This is a genomic window from Microbulbifer maximicatervae (SeqCode) (assembly GCF_052468295.1).
The window spans coordinates 4982175-4998758 of the sequence record NZ_CP174340.1 but is presented as its reverse complement, the minus strand read 5'-3'; the positions used below and the strand labels follow the sequence as shown (position 1 = coordinate 4998758).

At 51.1% G+C, this 16584-nt stretch carries 17 protein-coding genes and 1 pseudogene; 1 reads left to right on the top strand and 17 read right to left on the bottom strand.

From position 1 onward, the window contains the following. Positions 1-7: 7 nt before the first annotated feature. The 15 genes and pseudogenes from cysE to ACJJIQ_RS21995 form a co-directional block, all read right to left on the bottom strand. A complete protein-coding gene (cysE, locus tag ACJJIQ_RS22065) occupies positions 8-820 on the bottom strand; it encodes a serine O-acetyltransferase (RefSeq protein WP_445363053.1) in 813 nt (270 codons plus the stop codon). 16 nt (positions 821-836) lie between these two features. Further along, positions 837-1823, bottom strand: a complete 987-nt coding sequence (locus tag ACJJIQ_RS22060) for an SrkA family protein kinase (protein WP_445363052.1) — start codon at positions 1821-1823, stop codon at positions 837-839. A 159-nt stretch (positions 1824-1982) separates the two neighbouring features. Continuing rightward, positions 1983-2453 carry an ankyrin repeat domain-containing protein gene (locus tag ACJJIQ_RS22055; RefSeq protein ID WP_445363051.1) on the bottom strand — a complete coding sequence of 157 codons (471 nt, stop codon included), beginning with the start codon at positions 2451-2453 and terminating at the stop codon, positions 1983-1985. A gap of 56 nt (positions 2454-2509) precedes the next feature. Continuing rightward, a complete protein-coding gene (locus ACJJIQ_RS22050) occupies positions 2510-4009 on the bottom strand; it encodes a catalase (protein WP_445363050.1) in 1500 nt (499 codons plus the stop codon). Positions 4010-4284: 275 nt separating this feature from the next. Further along, complete coding sequence (locus tag ACJJIQ_RS22045) at positions 4285-4560, bottom strand: DUF6632 domain-containing protein (RefSeq protein WP_445363049.1); 276 nt, start codon at positions 4558-4560, stop codon at positions 4285-4287. Between the two features lie 25 nt (positions 4561-4585). Beyond that, positions 4586-4963 (bottom strand): VOC family protein, encoded by a 378-nt coding sequence (locus ACJJIQ_RS22040; RefSeq protein WP_444892625.1) that lies wholly within the window; start codon positions 4961-4963, stop codon positions 4586-4588. Positions 4964-5109: 146 nt separating this feature from the next. Then, positions 5110-5526, bottom strand: a complete 417-nt coding sequence (locus ACJJIQ_RS22035) for a hypothetical protein (RefSeq protein ID WP_444906581.1) — start codon at positions 5524-5526, stop codon at positions 5110-5112. A gap of 197 nt (positions 5527-5723) precedes the next feature. Continuing rightward, positions 5724-7661 (bottom strand): acetate--CoA ligase, encoded by a 1938-nt coding sequence (gene acs, locus ACJJIQ_RS22030; protein WP_445364844.1) that lies wholly within the window; start codon positions 7659-7661, stop codon positions 5724-5726. Positions 7662-8144: 483 nt separating this feature from the next. Continuing rightward, a complete protein-coding gene (locus ACJJIQ_RS22025) occupies positions 8145-8510 on the bottom strand; it encodes a cupin domain-containing protein (protein WP_413664150.1) in 366 nt (121 codons plus the stop codon). Positions 8511-8550: 40 nt separating this feature from the next. After that, positions 8551-8925, bottom strand: a complete 375-nt coding sequence (locus ACJJIQ_RS22020) for a 2-thiouracil desulfurase family protein (protein WP_445363048.1) — start codon at positions 8923-8925, stop codon at positions 8551-8553. Positions 8926-8981: 56 nt separating this feature from the next. Next, a complete protein-coding gene (locus ACJJIQ_RS22015) occupies positions 8982-10811 on the bottom strand; it encodes an Ig-like domain-containing protein (protein WP_445363047.1) in 1830 nt (609 codons plus the stop codon). 215 nt (positions 10812-11026) lie between these two features. Further along, positions 11027-11152: pseudogene (locus ACJJIQ_RS22010) on the bottom strand (aspartate 1-decarboxylase); the annotation flags it as partial. Positions 11153-11165: 13 nt separating this feature from the next. Further along, positions 11166-11378, bottom strand: coding sequence for a pantoate--beta-alanine ligase (locus ACJJIQ_RS22005; RefSeq protein WP_445363046.1), 213 nt, complete (start codon positions 11376-11378; stop codon positions 11166-11168). A 180-nt stretch (positions 11379-11558) separates the two neighbouring features. Beyond that, on the bottom strand, positions 11559-13385 hold the full coding sequence (locus tag ACJJIQ_RS22000) for an Ig-like domain-containing protein (protein WP_445363045.1): 1827 nt from the start codon (positions 13383-13385) through the stop codon (positions 11559-11561). 265 nt (positions 13386-13650) lie between these two features. Continuing rightward, positions 13651-14145 carry a 2-thiouracil desulfurase family protein gene (locus ACJJIQ_RS21995; protein ID WP_445363044.1) on the bottom strand — a complete coding sequence of 165 codons (495 nt, stop codon included), beginning with the start codon at positions 14143-14145 and terminating at the stop codon, positions 13651-13653. A gap of 178 nt (positions 14146-14323) precedes the next feature. On the opposite strand from ACJJIQ_RS21995, the gene ACJJIQ_RS21990 reads away from it, so the two are divergent. Further along, positions 14324-15241, top strand: a complete 918-nt coding sequence (locus ACJJIQ_RS21990) for a polysaccharide deacetylase family protein (RefSeq protein ID WP_445363043.1) — start codon at positions 14324-14326, stop codon at positions 15239-15241. A 44-nt stretch (positions 15242-15285) separates the two neighbouring features. Here ACJJIQ_RS21990 and panD read toward each other — a convergent pair whose 3' ends face one another. After that, the gene (gene panD / locus ACJJIQ_RS21985; RefSeq protein WP_413664143.1) at positions 15286-15672 is read right to left on the bottom strand and encodes an aspartate 1-decarboxylase; all 387 of its coding nucleotides are present in this window, start codon (positions 15670-15672) and stop codon (positions 15286-15288) included. 13 nt (positions 15673-15685) lie between these two features. After that, entirely contained in the window at positions 15686-16534 is an 849-nt protein-coding gene (gene panC / locus ACJJIQ_RS21980; protein WP_445364843.1) for a pantoate--beta-alanine ligase, read from the bottom strand. Positions 16535-16584 lie beyond the last annotated feature (50 nt).

Here is a 16584-nt window from a genome sequence, read left to right as displayed (position 1 = left end):
ACAAGCCTTACTTCTGTACTTGCGAAAGGGCACACTGATCCATGGATAATGCCGGCTCAGCACAGGTCGCTGCCCCGACAACTTTTGCCGGCACACCGGCCACCAGCGCCTTTGCCGGCACCGATTTCAGCACCACACTGCCAGAGGCAATCTGGGCACACTCGCCGATTTCAATATTGCCCAGTACCTTGCTACCCGCGCCAATCAAAACCCCGTGGCGGATTTTCGGATGGCGGTCCCCGCTCTCTTTACCAGTGCCGCCCAGTGTAACGGACTGCATGATGGAAACATTGTTTTCCACTACAGCCGTTTCACCTATAACGATACCGGTCGCGTGATCCAGCAATATACCATCACCCATACGAGCAGCCGGGTGGATATCCACACTGAATACGACAGAGACACGGTGCTGTAAGAACATAGCCAGGGAGCGGCGCTGCTGCTGCCACAGCCAGTGGGCCACACGGTGAACCTGCAAGGCGTGAAAGCCCTTAAAGTACAGGAAGGGCTCGTGCAGGGAGTGGCAGGCGGAATCCCGCAGGTAAATTGCGTTCAAATCCGCTCGCGCCGCATGCCCTATGGAAGGGTCAGCTTGTAGCGCCTCATCGATAACCTCGCGAATTAACAGCGCCGGTGCCACCGCATTGTCCAGCTTGTTGGCCAGGTGAAAGCTGAGCGCCGCCTCCAGGGAATTGTGGTTCAGGATGGTCGCGTGTAGAAAGCTGGCCAGGATCGGCTCCCGCTCTACCTGCTGCGCCACCTCTATACGAATCTTCTCCCAGATCAGATCCGCCTCAGCCTCGGTGCATGTCGCATCCATTATTGCTTTCTCCATGTTACACAGCCCCCAGGGTCAACGGGGGCTCCAGCAGCGCAGACTGCTGCTCGCGCAATGCCAGTATATGCTCTGCCCAGTAACGGGCAGTATTAAACCAGGGAAACGCCTGGGGAAAAGCCGGGTCCTGCCAGCGTCGCGCCAACCAGGCAGCGTGGTGCATCTGCCGCAGGCAGCGCAGAGGCTCCACCAACTGCAACTGATGGGGATCAAAACTATAGAAGGTTTCATAGCCTTCCAACACTGCATCCAGGTAAGCGGTTTGCTCTGCGCGATTGCCGGAAATCAACATCCAGATATCCTGGATCGCCGGCCCCATCAGGCAGTCGTCCAAGTCCACAAACCAGGGAGTCTCATCCCGCCACAGGAAGTTGCCACTGTGACAATCACCGTGCAAGCGCAGCATATCCCAGTCCCGCTCAAACAGCGGGGCTATCTGTTCGATAATGTGGCCCGTGACGGAAGCGTAGGCCTCGCGGTTCTCACGTGGCAGGAAATCTCCATTCAGGATAAATTCCCGGCTATCAATTGCGAATCGCTGCAAAGTGAGGGATGGGCGATAGCTGAAAGGTTTGGCGCTGCCGGCCGCATGAATGCGACCCAACATGGTCCCCACCTGCTCCAGGTGATCAAAGTTATCCAGCTCCAACTGGCGACCGCCCCGTCGGGGGAAAAGCGCAAAACGGAATCCAGCGGACTCCATCAGGGTGCGCCCATCAAACTGTATCGGTGCCACCACGGGAATTTCGGCCTCTGCCAGCTCCAGGGTGAACTGGTGCTCCTCTAATATCTGCTCATCACTCCAGCGCCCCGGGCGATAGAACTTGGCAATCAACGGCTCGGCATCCTCAATACCCACCTGATAGACGCGGTTTTCATAACTGTTTAGAGGGAAAATACGCGCATCGGAAATCAGCCCGGTAGTCTCGACACAGTCGATCACCACGTCCGGCGTGAGGGCTTCATAGGGATGATGATTCGAGGTCATAGTGGGTACCAACTGGATTGCAGCTGGCTATGCTAACGCGGTCGTGGGGGCCGGGACAAACCGAGAAATGTGCCGCAAGCTAAAGCGGCCAACTCAAGAGGATTTCACGCAGGACAGGAGCGGTGACACCATCCAATGCCAACCGCACAAAAAACTGTCTTAGTCGCCATCTGCCCGCTGTTGCTGCAATAGTCGAACCATCTGGTCACGACCAAAGACTTCGGCAAAATCCTCTGCGGAGTGGCCGGCCTTATTCACCTGTTGCGAATCGCAATCCTGCTTTAGCAGGGTTCGTGCAAGGGCAAACTCACCGCGAAAAATCGCTGCCATCAGCGCAGTATTGCCGCGGCGATCCTGGACACATGCATCTGCACCTCTCTGCAACAGGTAGTCCACAGCTTCGCCGTTGCCGTTGTAAGTGGCAATCATCAGTGCGGTGTAACCTTTCGGGTTGCGGACATCCAGGGGAAAACCCGCTTGCGAAAATTCACGCAGCACCTCGGTATCGCCAATCCTGGCTGCGGCAAAATAATACTGGGAGAGTTCGGTAAAATCAGATTCCGTTTTTTCCGGCTCCCCTGCCTGAACCCCCAGGGTGAGAAAGAGTAGTACGAATAAAAATGATCTCATAATTTCACCTGTATAAATTTAGCGGGCGACAGAGGTCGCCCGCACCTGGGTAAAAATTACCGGGCCAGTTTTTTCACGCGATCCAGATCTCCACCAACTGCTTTGGTTAAGCGCTGTCCGTAGTCCTTGTCCGCTTGATAGAAGTGGCTCAGCATAATGTGCTTAGTGTTTTCATCACTCACTTTACCCAGATCACCAGCGAGGTTTTCAATCAGATTCTGGCGCTCTTCAGGACTCAGGTTGCGGTAGAAAGCACCCGCCTGGGCAAAGGGCAGTTTCTTTTCAATGGCCTTTTGCTGGGTGCTGCCATTCAACGCCTTGTTGCTATAAAGACCTTTGGGGTCCTCGGTGCGCGTATCGATACGGCTCGGCTGATAGTTCACATCTGAAGTCTGTTGGCCGTAATTACCCGCCCCATCCTGGTTCCAGTTATTTACGGCAACACGGGGACGGTTGATAGGCAATTGCTGGTGGTTGGCTCCCAGACGATACATTTGCGTATCGGAGTATGAGAACACGCGACCCTGCAGCAGGCGGTCTTCCGAAGGCTCAATACCCGGCACAATATTGGCTGGCGCAAATGCGGATTGCTCAGTTTCCTGGAAGAAATTTGTGGGCACACGATTGAGTGTCATGGTGCCAACTTTGGTTTCCTTCACGTCCAACCACATTTTGGTGGCGTCCAGGGGGTTGTAATTGAAGCTGCTCAGCTGGGAGGGCTTCAGTACTTTAATAAACAGATCCCACTGCGGATATTCGCCTTTTTCAATCGCGGCATACATATCGCGAGTTGCGTGGCTGAAGTCCTTGCTCTGAATTTCTGCTGCCTCTTCCGCAGTCAGGTTCTTAATACCCTGGCGAGTTTTCCAGTGGAATTTCACATAGTTCACCTCACCCTTGTCATTGATAAATTTATAGGCGTGAACACCCCAGCCATCCATCTGGCGCAGGTTAGCTGGTGTACCGTAATCGGAATAGACCCAGCTCAGCATATGGGTAGATTCCGGCACATGGCTAAAGAAATCAAAGAAACGGTTGGGGTCCTGTTGATTAGTCACCGGGGAGGGCTTTAGGGAGTGAACCATATCCGGGAATTTAATCGCGTCGCGGATAAAAAATACCGGCAGGTTGTTACCCACTAAATCCCAATTGCCTTCTTCCGTATAAAACTTGGTGGCAAATCCACGGGGATCGCGCAGGGTTTCCGGGGAACCTTTTGAGTGGATTACTGTTGAAAAACGCACAAACACTGGCGTTTTACTACCGCGCTCAAACACCGCTGCGCGGGTTAAATCACTGAGGTCAGCCGTCGCAACAAATTCACCGTGAACACCAGTTCCACGAGCATGAACTACACGCTCGGGAATACGTTCACGGGCAAAACGCTGCAATTTTTGAATCAGTTGAACATCTTGCAACAAATTACCGCCATTTTCTCCAGCAGTTTGTGCGTTCTGGTTGTCTCCAACTGGGGCGCCATTATCGCGAGTCAATGTCTCTGCATTGGCACCGCCTATCAGACCGATAGTTAATGCAAATAAGGGTAAGTATTTCATGGGATTATTTATCTCTACTGCCATCTCTATTACAGGAGTAGAGCTTATAGGGGAGAACAATAAGCGGGAAATTAGACCTTGTTATCGCTCTTATAGCAGAGATCAATAATGATGAGTCAGGAGGAACAGTTCAGAATTCCTGAAAAATCGAAAAAGGAAAAAATTTAATCAGATTTTTTTTGCCTGGGCATAAGATACCAAAGCACAGCAGCGATCAAAAAAAGTGCGGGGATATCTCCCATCAAATTAATCCGTTCTGTTTTATCCACCAATGCCTACACCAACATAATGACGGCATGTACAAGGCTGGACCATATGGTGAACCAAATTAAACTGGTATTTGCGGCGGGATTTTTTGCAGCGCGTATCAAGAACACCCCCAGGGTGACATAAATACCGATAATCATTTGCTCGTATTCTGGCTGCCGTGGGGTCCAGCCCCACCCTTCCGGCCAAATCCACATCATCATCGGGTAAATCGCCAGAATAAAAAGCACTCCTACAACGACCAGCGCTATTGGCAGGTATTTTGCTCGAGTTACCTCGTTCATAAATTACTCCCAAATCTCAATCGACTTATTCCTGTAAGTCCCCTGGTAAATGACACACCACTTCCAGGTTATGTCCATCGGGATCAAGTACGTAGGCGGCGTAATAATCCGGGTGATATTGTTCGTAGACAGCCGGTGCGCCATTGTCTTTACCCCCGGCCTCCAGGGCCAAGCGATAGAACTCCCTGACCACCTGCCGCTCTTCAGCGCGAAAGGCGATATGCAATTGTGGAGTGGTGCTGGTCCCTCCACGAATCCAGAGTTCCGCTTTATCCGCCCAGCCAAAGCCCGCCCAATCCTCAAACTCCATCACTAACTGGTATCCCAGCGGCATCAGCGCCTGCTGATAGAAGTCCTTACTGCGTTCATAGCTGTGCACATAAAGGCGAATATGATCAAGCATCGTATAAACCTCGGGAGGGAAGCGGATACTTCTGCAAGATAGCCTAGAGAGGCCGGCAGCGCCGACTTTTAAACGTACGAGACAAAGAGGAGGTTGTGGCAGGTGGTTCACTTCATGCAATCATACCCGCCACTGCAAGGTTGGGATTAGGGGGAGATATACCAGTGATAAATACCGTAAGAAGCGACGCCCAGACCAAAGAACAGCTGCCCCACCAACAAAACCCTGAAAGCGAAAGTGTAACGGGCCAAGTCACCTCGACGAATGGCATCGTTGGAAAAAATTCTCGCTTCCTCCGGGAATCCCATTTCCAGGGTTTTCAGTGCCGGAACAGCAAGCTTGAGAAGCTGGCGGCTGCGAATGTCCATCAGCCAAAATACGGTTACCAGTATGACCACAAACCCTCCCAGCAACGCCAGGATTAGAGGGTGGAAGTCTTTCTCCATGGCAGTGAAAATTCCGCCCTCAACAAACATGGTTAACACAACAAAAAAATTAAAAACCTTGAGGCGCTGATCGGCGGCGAAGCGGTAGTGATCGCAGAGGTACTGTCCCTGTTCCAAACGGAATCTCCTTAACTGTAAATACCCTTAAAACAATATCCGGAGTTAGAGGGTTACTAACTGTGCAAAGCAGCAGGCATTTACTTGTCTATTTAGCTGAAAATGGCGCAAAAATCGGGGAGGAATTTAACCTCTTGCCCCAATGAAAAGGCCGGGCTATGCCCGGCCAATAAAACCTTCACGCGCCACACCTATGGTCAGCGATTTTCGCGGTGATCAATCAATGCGTCAACCACAGTGGGGTCGGCAAGAGTGGAAACGTCTCCCAGATTGTCCAACTCATTGCAGGCAATCTTCCTCAGGATACGCCGCATGATTTTGCCGGAACGGGTTTTTGGCAGTGCTGGCGCCCATTGGATAAAGTCAGGCTTGGCAATTGGCCCTATCTCCTTGCGACAGAGTTCAATTAATTCTACCTTAAGCTCATCACTGGGCTCATGACCGGATTTAAGCATCACAAAGGCATAGATCCCCTGCCCTTTGATATCGTGGGGATAACCTACCACCGCTGCCTCCGCCGTATCATTGTGCAGTACCAGGGCGCTCTCAATCTCAGCTGTTCCCAGGCGGTGTCCAGAGACATTTAACACATCATCAATGCGCCCTGTGATCCAGTAATAACCGTCACTATCGCGGCGGGCGCCATCGCCGGTAAAGTAATAACCGGGGAATGCAGAAAAATAAGTATCCAGCATTCGCTGGCGATTGCCGTACACATCCCGAATCATGGAGGGCCAGCTCTTTTTAATCACCAGAGAGCCCTCGCCCTCCCCTTCAATCTCCCGGCCTTCACTATCCAGCAGCGCGGGCTGGACCCCAAAGAAGGGCCGAGTGGCTGACCCGGGCTTCAATGCCATGGCACCGGGCAATGGGGTGATCATCTGCGCACCGGTTTCAGTTTGCCACCAGGTGTCCACAATCGGGCAGCGCTCATCGCCCACCACACTGTAATACCACTCCCAGGCCTCCGGGTTTATCGGCTCACCCACGGTGCCTAAGAGTCGCAGGGAGCTGCGCTCGGCGGCTTTTACAAACTCGTCACCCGCTCCCATCAACGCCCGAATCGCTGTCGGCGCGGTGTAGAAAATATTGACCTGATGCTTATCCACAACCTGCCAGAAGCGTGAGGCGTCCGGGAAAGTGGGCACGCCCTCAAACATCAGACTGGTGGCCCCGGCACACAATGGTCCATAGACGATATAGCTGTGCCCAGTGATCCAGCCCACATCGGCAGTACACCAGAAAATCTCTCCCTCGCGGTAATCAAAGGTATATTTGAAGGTCATGGTGGCCATCAGCAGATAGCCGGCAGTGGTATGCAGGACCCCTTTGGGTTTACCGGTAGAGCCCGAGGTATAAAGGATAAACAGCGGGTCCTCCGCTCCCATCACTTCAGGCGCGCAGTCCGGTTCCATCTCACCTATGGATTCGCCATACCAGATATCACGCTTGCTATCCCAGTCTACCGGTGTGCCCGTGTGTTTAACCACAATGGCCGTATGCACATTAGGGCAGTCCACCAGCGCTTTATCCACATTGGCTTTAAGCGGTACTCGCTTACCGCCGCGAACCGCTTCATCAGCAGTAATCACCAGGCGACAATCGGAATCGAGAATACGGTCTTTCAGGGACACCGGGGAGAAACCACCAAATACTACCGAGTGCACAGCGCCGATACGGGCACAGGCGAGCATGGCGTAAGCCGCCTCGGGGATCATCGGCATATAAATACACACCCGATCTCCCTTTTTAACCCCCCGGGATTTCAGCAGGTTGGCCAAGCGACACACATTTTCATAAAGGCTCTGATAGCTGATTGCCTTACTGTCAGCGGGATCATCTCCCTCCCACAGAATCGCAGTCTGCTCGCCACGGCTTGCCAGGTGCCGATCGATGCAGTTTACGGTTACGTTCAACTGGCCATCGGAGAACCAGGCGGTATGACCTTTGTGCAGATCCTCCTCAAGAACCTGGGTGAACGGCTTGTCCCACTGCAAAAAGTCCTTGGCCTGTTGTGCCCAAAACGCCTCTGGGCTCTCTACCGACTGGCGGTACATTGTCTCGTAGTCTTCGGCGCTAATAAGCGCATTGGCAGCAAAACCGGGGGAGACTGGGCGGGTATGCACTTCAGACATCATCTTCTCCTTTATTATTAGGGAGCCTCTGAATAACTCCGTAATGCCTCTGCGGGTCTTGAAGGCTGCAGATGTTAGGCGCAGCTCGCCGCGAATGGCCCTAGCCCTTTGCAAGAGCTGCAACGCAGCAGATGCGGCCTTCAAGGCCCGCCCTTCGGGGCTTACAGAGCGATTCACACTCCGCGTTGCGACTTCTTGAAAGGTCTAGACATTCCTGCGAAGCCGCGCCTTGATTGTGAACCGCTCTGCATGCCGGAGGCATCACGGAGTTATTCAGAGGCTCCTTAGCGCGGCATGGCTAGCCTAGAGAAATCTGAGTTTATTAGAGCTTTATTCTTGTCACTTTATAACATAGCCGCTGCGAAACAGTCCCCTCATCTCAAAATTTGGCATGGGGCGAAGACAATCCAACGCAGGCCCTGAAAGGTGCAAGTTAATCAGACAAGCAAACAGTAAAAGAAAGTTGATTAACAGCTCAATCACTTAGATCCAGACATCATTTTTCGCAGTTAGATCTCCACCGGCATCGCCCGTATTAACGACCCCTTTAGGCTCAATCAATAGTACTTCACATTCCTGTTCAGCTCTGGGTTTATGCTCCACACCCTTTGGTACTACCGTCATCTCACCAGGTCCAAGGGATATGACACTATCGCGAAACTCGATCTGCATATGCCCGGAAACTACAACAAACACCTCATCGGTATCGGGATGATCATGCCAGGTAAATTCACCCTGGATCTTAACCAATTTAAACTGGTAATCGTTCATCTCGGCAATCACTTTAGGGGACCAGTGCTCCGAGAACAGGTTCAATTTTTCTTTAAAATTGATAACTTTAGAATTCACTTTTATACCTACCTTTAATATGACTATATATCTGGAAAGCTTAGTTATCTCTGGATACTTCCAAAAGCTTCCTAAGCCTGCCCACAATATTCTGGTTAAATACCTGTATACCCTCCCTCCTCAGTAGTGCAGACACAACGCCAGAACCAACTATTTTCGTACCAGAAAAACTACCATCGTAAATATAATCACTACCACATGATGGGCTATTTTCCGTAAGTACTGCATATTTAATATTGTGCTGCAGACATAGCTGTAATGCCCGTTTAGCTCCCCGTATAAACTGCTCAGTTAAGTCTTCTTTATTTATCCCTAAAACTTTGGCTGAGCCCGCTAAAACCTCTGCACCTCTACCGCCGCTAATCTCAGCCGGAACCCTGGGAACAGGCAGTCCGACTGCAACCTCAGAAAACAAATCAACTTAAGTTTGCCTGTACCGGGTTTCCAGCCCGGTACATTTAGCAGAAAAAACTAACGAGATTGGAAAATAAGAAAGCGGTTATTACCCGAGTCGTTGATAATCAATTTATCTTCATAAGCGGTAATACCGTCGGGCCATTTCAGCGTAGCAGCACTTGGCAACTCCCCCTCGTCAGTAACCCCATTCTGGTTGCTGTCGTTGAAGGCACTGCGATCAAAATCTCCCTGCCCCAAGACAATATCTGCCGGAGCGAAGTTTTCCTGTGGCCACTGGTCCCAGATCAACACTCGGTTATTACCACTGTCCGCCACAAATAACTGAATGCCATTCGACCAGATACCCCGTTCGAATAAACTCAGGGTTTGTCGACTTGGGGGCAGGCCTTCACTGCTGACAAAATCTGCTTGCCCCAGAACTATATCCGCCGGAGCAAAGCTACTAGTCGGCATTGAGTTCCACAGGAGCACCCGGTTATTACCCGAGTCGGTGATGGCTAACTTTTCCCCATCGCTCCACACATCTTCGGGCATGTCCAATGTGCGGGCACTGGGTTGCTGAATAACCGAGCCATCTTGCTCACGGTCGTTAGCGGTGCAGTTTTCCAGTGTGGATTGGCCCAGCAGCCAATCCGGTGCCGCATCTTCCATTGAGGGCAAGTCATCCCATACCGCCACTCGAGCCATATACGACGAGGCAGCGAATACGCGCCCTTTGGCAATCATCGCACTGGAATAGGTAGCGCTGACACCCGGGCAGAAGTCCATTGGTAACTGGGCACTCGGCAGCGCCCGGCCATCTTCGGGAATAGTGTCGTAAACGAAAACACTGTAGCCATAAGTGGCAAGCGAAGAAAAAGAATAATTTATTAAAAGTTTACCGCCATCAACACTAATATTTGTTGGCCCGCTACCAAAATCTCCCCAGCTGCTATCGTCGAGGCTATCTTCATTGAGTGCCGCATTAGCCGGCGCTCCATTGCTTGTGGGGACCGAATTAAAAATTAACACCCGATTATTTGTATAATCGGGTACGAACAACTTCCCCTCATCAGTAACGGCAGCGGAACCCAGGGGCCCCTCGCCAAGATTTTTTGCACTGATGGCCGTCAAAGTACTGGAAAAATCATCCTGGCCTATCACGACCTGCGCACTGTCAAAATTCTCAAAGTACAATGGCACAGTAAAATTGTGCTGTTCAGCGGGGAGATCCAGGCCAGCGGGGTCTTTGGCTTCAAGGTGCAGGCTGCGATCCTGCCCGGACAGCCAGCGGCTCTTGGGAGCTATCACCAAGGTGTCGTCATTAAAGCGCGACTGGGACCAGGTCAGAGTGTATTCATCATCCAGCAAGGAACCGCTAATTTGCAGGCTGTCGCGATCTATCGACTCGGAAAACTGTACCGTGATTGCGCCATCCTTCTCCAAACGCTCCTGTGCTGGGGATACACTGACTACGGAAGGGGCATTTTCATCCACGGTATAGTGAGCATCAACCTCTGCCATCTGGTTGCCGGCTGCATCCTGCGCGGCAATTGTCAGGGAGAGTTCTAGCCCCTTTGCCCACTCCGCTATCGGGGTTAAGATCAGGGTGTCCTGATCGACTTGAGAGAGCTCTCCCATTTCCTGCATGGCGCCACTTAGGGACACATCCTCCAATGCCACCGCTTCGCTAAAATCCAGCAGTAGGGTGCCGGTTGCTGCAATAGAGGCCCCGCTGGCGGGAGTCAGCGTCAGGCTCGGCGGAGTGGTATCCACAGGCGCAGGATCTTCACCACCACCGCTGCCACCGCTGCCACCGCTGCAGCCATAAAACGCGGAACTGATCGCCAGTACCAATGCGGCTTTGATAAGCTTGCTATCGGCTTTAAAAAACTTGCCTTCCACCACTGCCTCCTACAGCCATTTAAATAGCCAACAGGGTATTCAGTCTTACCTGTTTATTGCCACAGCATTCACTGCCAATCTGAAACCTTAAAATGACAAAACCTAACGGGCTGGTTGCTGCGTCACAAAAAGAGAATTTTCAGGGACATTGCGCTAATCGTACTGACATCGGTGTAGAAGCGCTCATCATTGCTCACATTGTAAATATTGATTTACTCGAATTCGCGCAGACCAGCCAGTTCTGCCAGGTCCTCATCAATTGCCCAGGAACCGTCATACCAGAGTTCGGCCTGAGTCACTGCGGCCATGTGCAACTTGCACTTCAACATTTCAATTTGCATAGTTGGATGCCCCTCAGAGTTCCAGGGAAACATTGTCGATCAGGCGTGCTGCACTGGTGTACATAGCTCCCAGGATCGTGATTTCTTTATCGTCATCTGCCGCTGGCTGTAAATCCTTGCTGTAACAGATGAAGAAGTAGTCAACTCGAAAGCCACTCTCTTCAATTCGCTTGCGCGTCCCTTTCTCAAGGTCGGCGAAATTGGAGGGAACGGGGCGGACATGCACTGCGGTTTTAAATCCACTGCACTGTGGCGGGGGCGGGGGCGGGGGAGAAAGCAAACATCCAACAAGAACTGATGAAAAACTTAGAGGTATTGCGCTGGGGCCAAACCGCAACAATAGAAGGGAGATCGCCCTAAGTTTGCCTGTACCGGGTTACCAGCCCGGTACATTTAACAGAGAAAACTAGCGAGATTGGAAAATAAGAAAGCGGTTATTACCTGAGTCGTTGATAATCAACTTATCTTCATAAGCGGTAATACCGTCGGGCCATTTCAGCGTAGCAGCACTTGGCAACTCCCCCTCGTCAGTAACCCCATTTTGGTTACTGTCGTTGAAGGCACTGCGATCAAAATCTCCCTGCCCCAAGACAACATCTGCCGGAGCGAAATTTTCCTGTGGCCACTGGTTCCAGATCAACACTCGGTTATTATCACTGTCCGCCACAAATAGCTGAATACCGCTCGACCAGATACCCCGTCCGCCTAAACCCATGGTTTGTCGACTCGGGGGCCGGCTTTCATTGCTGACAAAATCTGCTTGCCCCAGAACTATATCCGCAGGAGCAAAGCTACTAAAAGGGGCAACTCTACTATTAGGCATTGAGTTCCATAGAAACACCCGGTTGTTATCCGAGTCGATGATGGCTAACTTTTCCCCATCGGTCCACACATCTCTGGGGTCAGCCAATGTGCGAGCACTGGGCTGAATAACCGAGCCATCCTGCTCACGGTCGTTAGCAGTGCAATTTTCCAGTGTAGACTGACCCAGTAGCCAATGCGGCGTCGAATTTGCAATTCGGGGCAAGTTATTCCACACCGCCACTCGAGACATAGACGACGAGACCGCGAATAGGCGCCCCTTGGCAATCTTTACACTTTCATACATAGAAAGTGAAGTTGAGCAGAAGGTATATGGCAACTTGGAAATCGGCTGCGCGCGACCATCTTCGGGAATAGTGTCGTAAACAGAAACACTGTGGCCACTTGAGGACCTAGAATAATTTATTACCAGTTTTCCGCTATCAAAACTGATGCCTGTTGGCTTACTAGCAACATCATCCTCACCGCTTTCGTCGAGACTATCTGCATTGAGCGCCGCATTAGCTGGCGCTCCATTGCTTGTGGGGATCGAATTAAAAATTAACACCCGGTCATTATTATAATCGGGTACAAATAGTTTTCCCTCATCAGTAACAGCCGCGGAACCCAGGGGGCCCTCGCCAAGATTTTTTGCATTGATGGCCGTCAAAGTACTGGAAAAATCATCCTGGCCGATCACGACCTGCGCGCTGTCAAAATTCTCAAAGTACAATGGCACAGTAAAACTGTGCTGTTCAGCGGGAATATCCAGGCCAGCGGGGTCTTTGGCTTCAAGGTGCAGGCTGCGATCCTGCCCGGACAGCCAGCGGCTCTTGGGAGCTATCACCAAGGTGTCGTCATTAAAGCGCGACTGGGACCAGGTCAGAGTGTATTCATCATCCAGCAAGGAACCGCTAATTTGCAGGCTGTCGCGATCTATCGACTCGGAAAACTGTATCGTGATTGCGCCATCCTTCTCCAAACGCTCCTGTGCTGGAGATACACTGACTACGGAAGGGGCAATTTCATCCACGGTATAGTGAGCATCAACCTCTGCCATCTGGTTGCCGGCTGCATCCTGCGCGGCAATTGTCAGGGAGAGTTCTAGCCCCTTTGCCCACTCCGCTATCGGAGTTAAGATCAGGGTGTCCTGATCGACTTGAGAGAGCTCTCCCATTTCCTGCATGGCGCCACTTAAGGACACATCCTCCAATGCCACCGCTTCGCTAAAATCCAGCAGTAGGGTGCCGGTTGCTGCAATAGAGGCCCCGCTGGCGGGAGTCAGTGTCAGGCTCGGCGGAGTGGTATCCACAGGCGCAGGATCTCCACCACCACCGCTGCCACCGCTGCAGCCATAAAACGCGGAACTGATCGCCAGTACCAATGCGGCTTTGATAAGCTTGCTATCGCCTTTAAAAAACTTGCCTTCCACCACTGCCTCCTGCAGCCATTTAAATAGCCGGCAGAGTATTCAGTCTTGCCTGTTTATTGCCACAGCAGTCACTGCCAATCTGAACCCCAAAAGTGACAAAGCCCAGCGGTTGAGTGCTGCATCACACAATGATTATTGTCAGGGGGCACTGCGCTATTCGTACTGACATCTGGGAGCCACCGGCTTCGCCGGTATTAATCAACCTATAAGGCCTAACTGTGATCAATATCTTTTTTACCGATCTAATTTTATTGATCCTAACAACTCATTTCGCTCTGGATACACTTCTCAATTCTCTAAGTTTCCCAACAGTATTTTGACTAAAAACTTTTATTCCAGCCCTTTGAACAAGTGCAGATACAACACCAAAACCCATTATTTTTTTCCCTGAAAAACTGCCATCGTAAATATAGTTACTTCCGCAAGAGGGACTATTTTCCGTAAGCACTGCATACTGGATATTGTGTTTTCTGCATAATTTCAGAGCCAGTTTGGCCCCCAGCATAAATTGCTCAGTTAGATCTGTTCTATCACTACCTATAACCCCGGCTGTTCCATCTAACACCTCTGTTCCACTTGCGCCACAGATCTCAGCCGGCACCCTCGGAATAGGCAATCCCGCCGCCACTTCCGGACACAAGGAAACAATTTTCTGCGTATCCACAAGCCACTCAAAATCATCGCTATAGGTCTCAGCACTACTACCGTCATAGCGCACGGCGCAGTTCAAAAGGCAGGAACTAACAAGTATTTTGGCCATATACATCTGAAGCTATGGTGGACACAATAGGAAACCGTACACTACCGCAACTGAGCCTAGGCTACTGGACAACGCAGGTTACCTGACAAGTAAATTAAGACAGAAAACCTGAATAGAAGGACAACCAAATCCTAGCCTGGCGAACAGCTCGTAAATAAAATCCTTAGAGTAATAAACCATGCAGCGTTCGGTCGTATTATTGATAATTTACTTGTTGGCAATCCCAGTCGCTAACGCCAAACAACTGGCAATTACTTTCGATGATGCCCCCCGTAAAGCCGATGGTTATTTTGATGGACCAACCCGGGCCAAAACGTTAATTAAAAACTTAGAAGAATATAAAGTTGGCAAAGTAGCTTTCTTTTCCAATACTCAATCCTTCGATAAGGAAGGATTGGAGCGGATGCACCGCTACGATAAGGCTGGGCATATTATTGGCAATCACACCCATAGCCATCCCAATTTTCTGGAAACAGGGCTATCCACTTATCAAACGGATTTTTTGCAGGCCCACCAGCTGCTTCAACAATTTGACAATTTTAAACCCTATTTTCGCTTTCCCTATCTGCGCGAGGGCGAAACTGTCGAAAAGCGCGATGGTATCCGGAATCTACTACAGAAAAATAACTATCAAAACGCCTATATCACCTTAAATAACTACGACTGGTATATCGAAGAACTTTTCCAAACGGCAGTAAAAGATGGGAAAGCAGTTGATATGGAAAGACTCTCCAACTTTTATGTCGACGTTCTTATGGCGAGCATTAAGTACTACGACGATATGGCAATTAAATATCTCGGGCGCTCCCCAAAGCACGTCATACTGTTGCATGAAATGGATATTTCAGCCCTATTTATTGGTGATCTGGCTGAACGACTGAGGAAGGAAGGCTGGGAGATAATTCCTTTAGAGGAGGCCTATCGGGACCCCATCGCCAAATACCAACTCGCCCAACCGATTAAATATAACCCTGGCAGAATCGGCGAAATCGCTTTAGCTAAGGGACAAAAGAAAAATCTCTGGCACTACACCCTGGATGAGTCCTACCTGGAAAAGAGGTTTAATCAGGAAGTGTTATTAATGTCTGATCAATAAGCGGCGGGGATGCTACAGGGCACAACGCCCTGTAGCGAAAAGAATCAGGCTTCGGCTAGCTGAACCGGAATCGTATTAGTGCTGCGCTCTACTTTGTTGTTCTCATCCAGGTAGACCAACTTGGGCTTGTGGTTATCGGCTTCGCCCTCTGTCATCTGCGCATAGGAAGCGATAATAATGCGGTCACCCACCTGTACTCTACGTGCAGCGGCGCCGTTCATGGAGATAATACCGGAACCGCGCTCGGCGAGGATCACATAGGTGTGGAAGCGCTCACCATTGCTCACATTGTAAATATCGATCTTCTCGAATTCGCGTAGGCCAGCCAGTTCTACCAGGTCCTCATCAATTGCACAGGAACCGTCATACCAGAGTTCGGCCTGAGTCACAGCGGCCATGTGCAACTTGCACTTCAACATTTCAATTTGCATAGTTGGATGCCCCTCAGAGTTCCAGGGAAACATTGTCGATCAGGCGCGCTGCACTGGTGTACATAGCTCCCAGGATCGTGATTTCTTTATCGTCATCTGCCGCTGGCTGTAAATCCTTGCTGTAACAGATGGAGAAGTAGTCAACTCGAAAGCCACTCTCTTCAATTCGCTTGCGCGCCTCTGTCTCGAGGTCGGCGAAATCCCGGCGTCCAGCCACAATTTCATCCTTGGCCCAGTTAAGTAACTGGTTGAGCACAGCAACCTTCGGTCGCTCTTCCGCAGTGATATAACCATTCCGAGAGCTCATTGCCAAGCCATCTTCCTCACGGTGCACCGGCGCCGCCACAATTTCCACCGGCATACACAGGTCTTCCACCATACGGCGGATCACTGCTAACTGCTGGAAATCCTTAATCCCGAAAATAGCCTTATCCGGCTGCACAATGTTGAAAAGCTTCGAAACTACGGTGGTGACCCCTTCAAAGTGACCCGGTCGGCTAGCGCCGCACAGGACATCGGTCATCGCCGGACAAACCACGCGGGTCTGCTGGTCCATGCCGTTGGGGTAAATCTCACCCTCATCCGGATGGAACAGGAAGTCACAGTCCGCTTCCCGCAGGCGGGCCATATCCCGCTCCATAGTGCGCGGATACTTATCCCAATCCTCATTCAAACCGAATTGCAGTCGGTTGACGAAGATAGATACCACAACCAGGTCGCAGTGTTGCTGGGCAATTTTGACCAGCTCTATATGGGCATCGTGCAGATTGCCCATGGTTGGCACAAAGCCGACGGTCTTGCCGTCTTTGCGGGCCTGGGCCAGCGCCTCGCGCAGACTTGCTACGTGGTGGAAGACTTGCATCTTGCTACCGCTCACTATGAATCAGCGCGGCATCATACTCGCTGAGACCT

Excerpts from the sequence above, each read along its gene's own strand:
- ACJJIQ_RS22055 (WP_445363051.1), bottom strand. The coding sequence starts at position 2,453 with ATGAGATCATTTTTATTCGTACTACTCTTTCTCACCCTGGGGGTTCAG.
- ACJJIQ_RS21995 (WP_445363044.1), bottom strand. The coding sequence starts at position 14,145 with ATGGCCAAAATACTTGTTAGTTCCTGCCTTTTGAACTGCGCCGTGCGC.
- ACJJIQ_RS21990 (WP_445363043.1), top strand. The coding sequence starts at position 14,324 with ATGCAGCGTTCGGTCGTATTATTGATAATTTACTTGTTGGCAATCCCA.
- ACJJIQ_RS22045 (WP_445363049.1), bottom strand. The coding sequence starts at position 4,560 with ATGAACGAGGTAACTCGAGCAAAATACCTGCCAATAGCGCTGGTCGTT.
- ACJJIQ_RS22040 (WP_444892625.1), bottom strand. The coding sequence starts at position 4,963 with ATGCTTGATCATATTCGCCTTTATGTGCACAGCTATGAACGCAGTAAG.
- panD (WP_413664143.1), bottom strand. The coding sequence starts at position 15,672 with ATGCAAATTGAAATGTTGAAGTGCAAGTTGCACATGGCCGCTGTGACT.
- ACJJIQ_RS22060 (WP_445363052.1), bottom strand. The coding sequence starts at position 1,823 with ATGACCTCGAATCATCATCCCTATGAAGCCCTCACGCCGGACGTGGTG.
- panC (WP_445364843.1), bottom strand. The coding sequence starts at position 16,534 with ATGCAAGTCTTCCACCACGTAGCAAGTCTGCGCGAGGCGCTGGCCCAG.
- acs (WP_445364844.1), bottom strand. The coding sequence starts at position 7,661 with ATGTCTGAAGTGCATACCCGCCCAGTCTCCCCCGGTTTTGCTGCCAAT.
- cysE (WP_445363053.1), bottom strand. The coding sequence starts at position 820 with ATGGATGCGACATGCACCGAGGCTGAGGCGGATCTGATCTGGGAGAAG.
- ACJJIQ_RS22050 (WP_445363050.1), bottom strand. The coding sequence starts at position 4,009 with ATGAAATACTTACCCTTATTTGCATTAACTATCGGTCTGATAGGCGGT.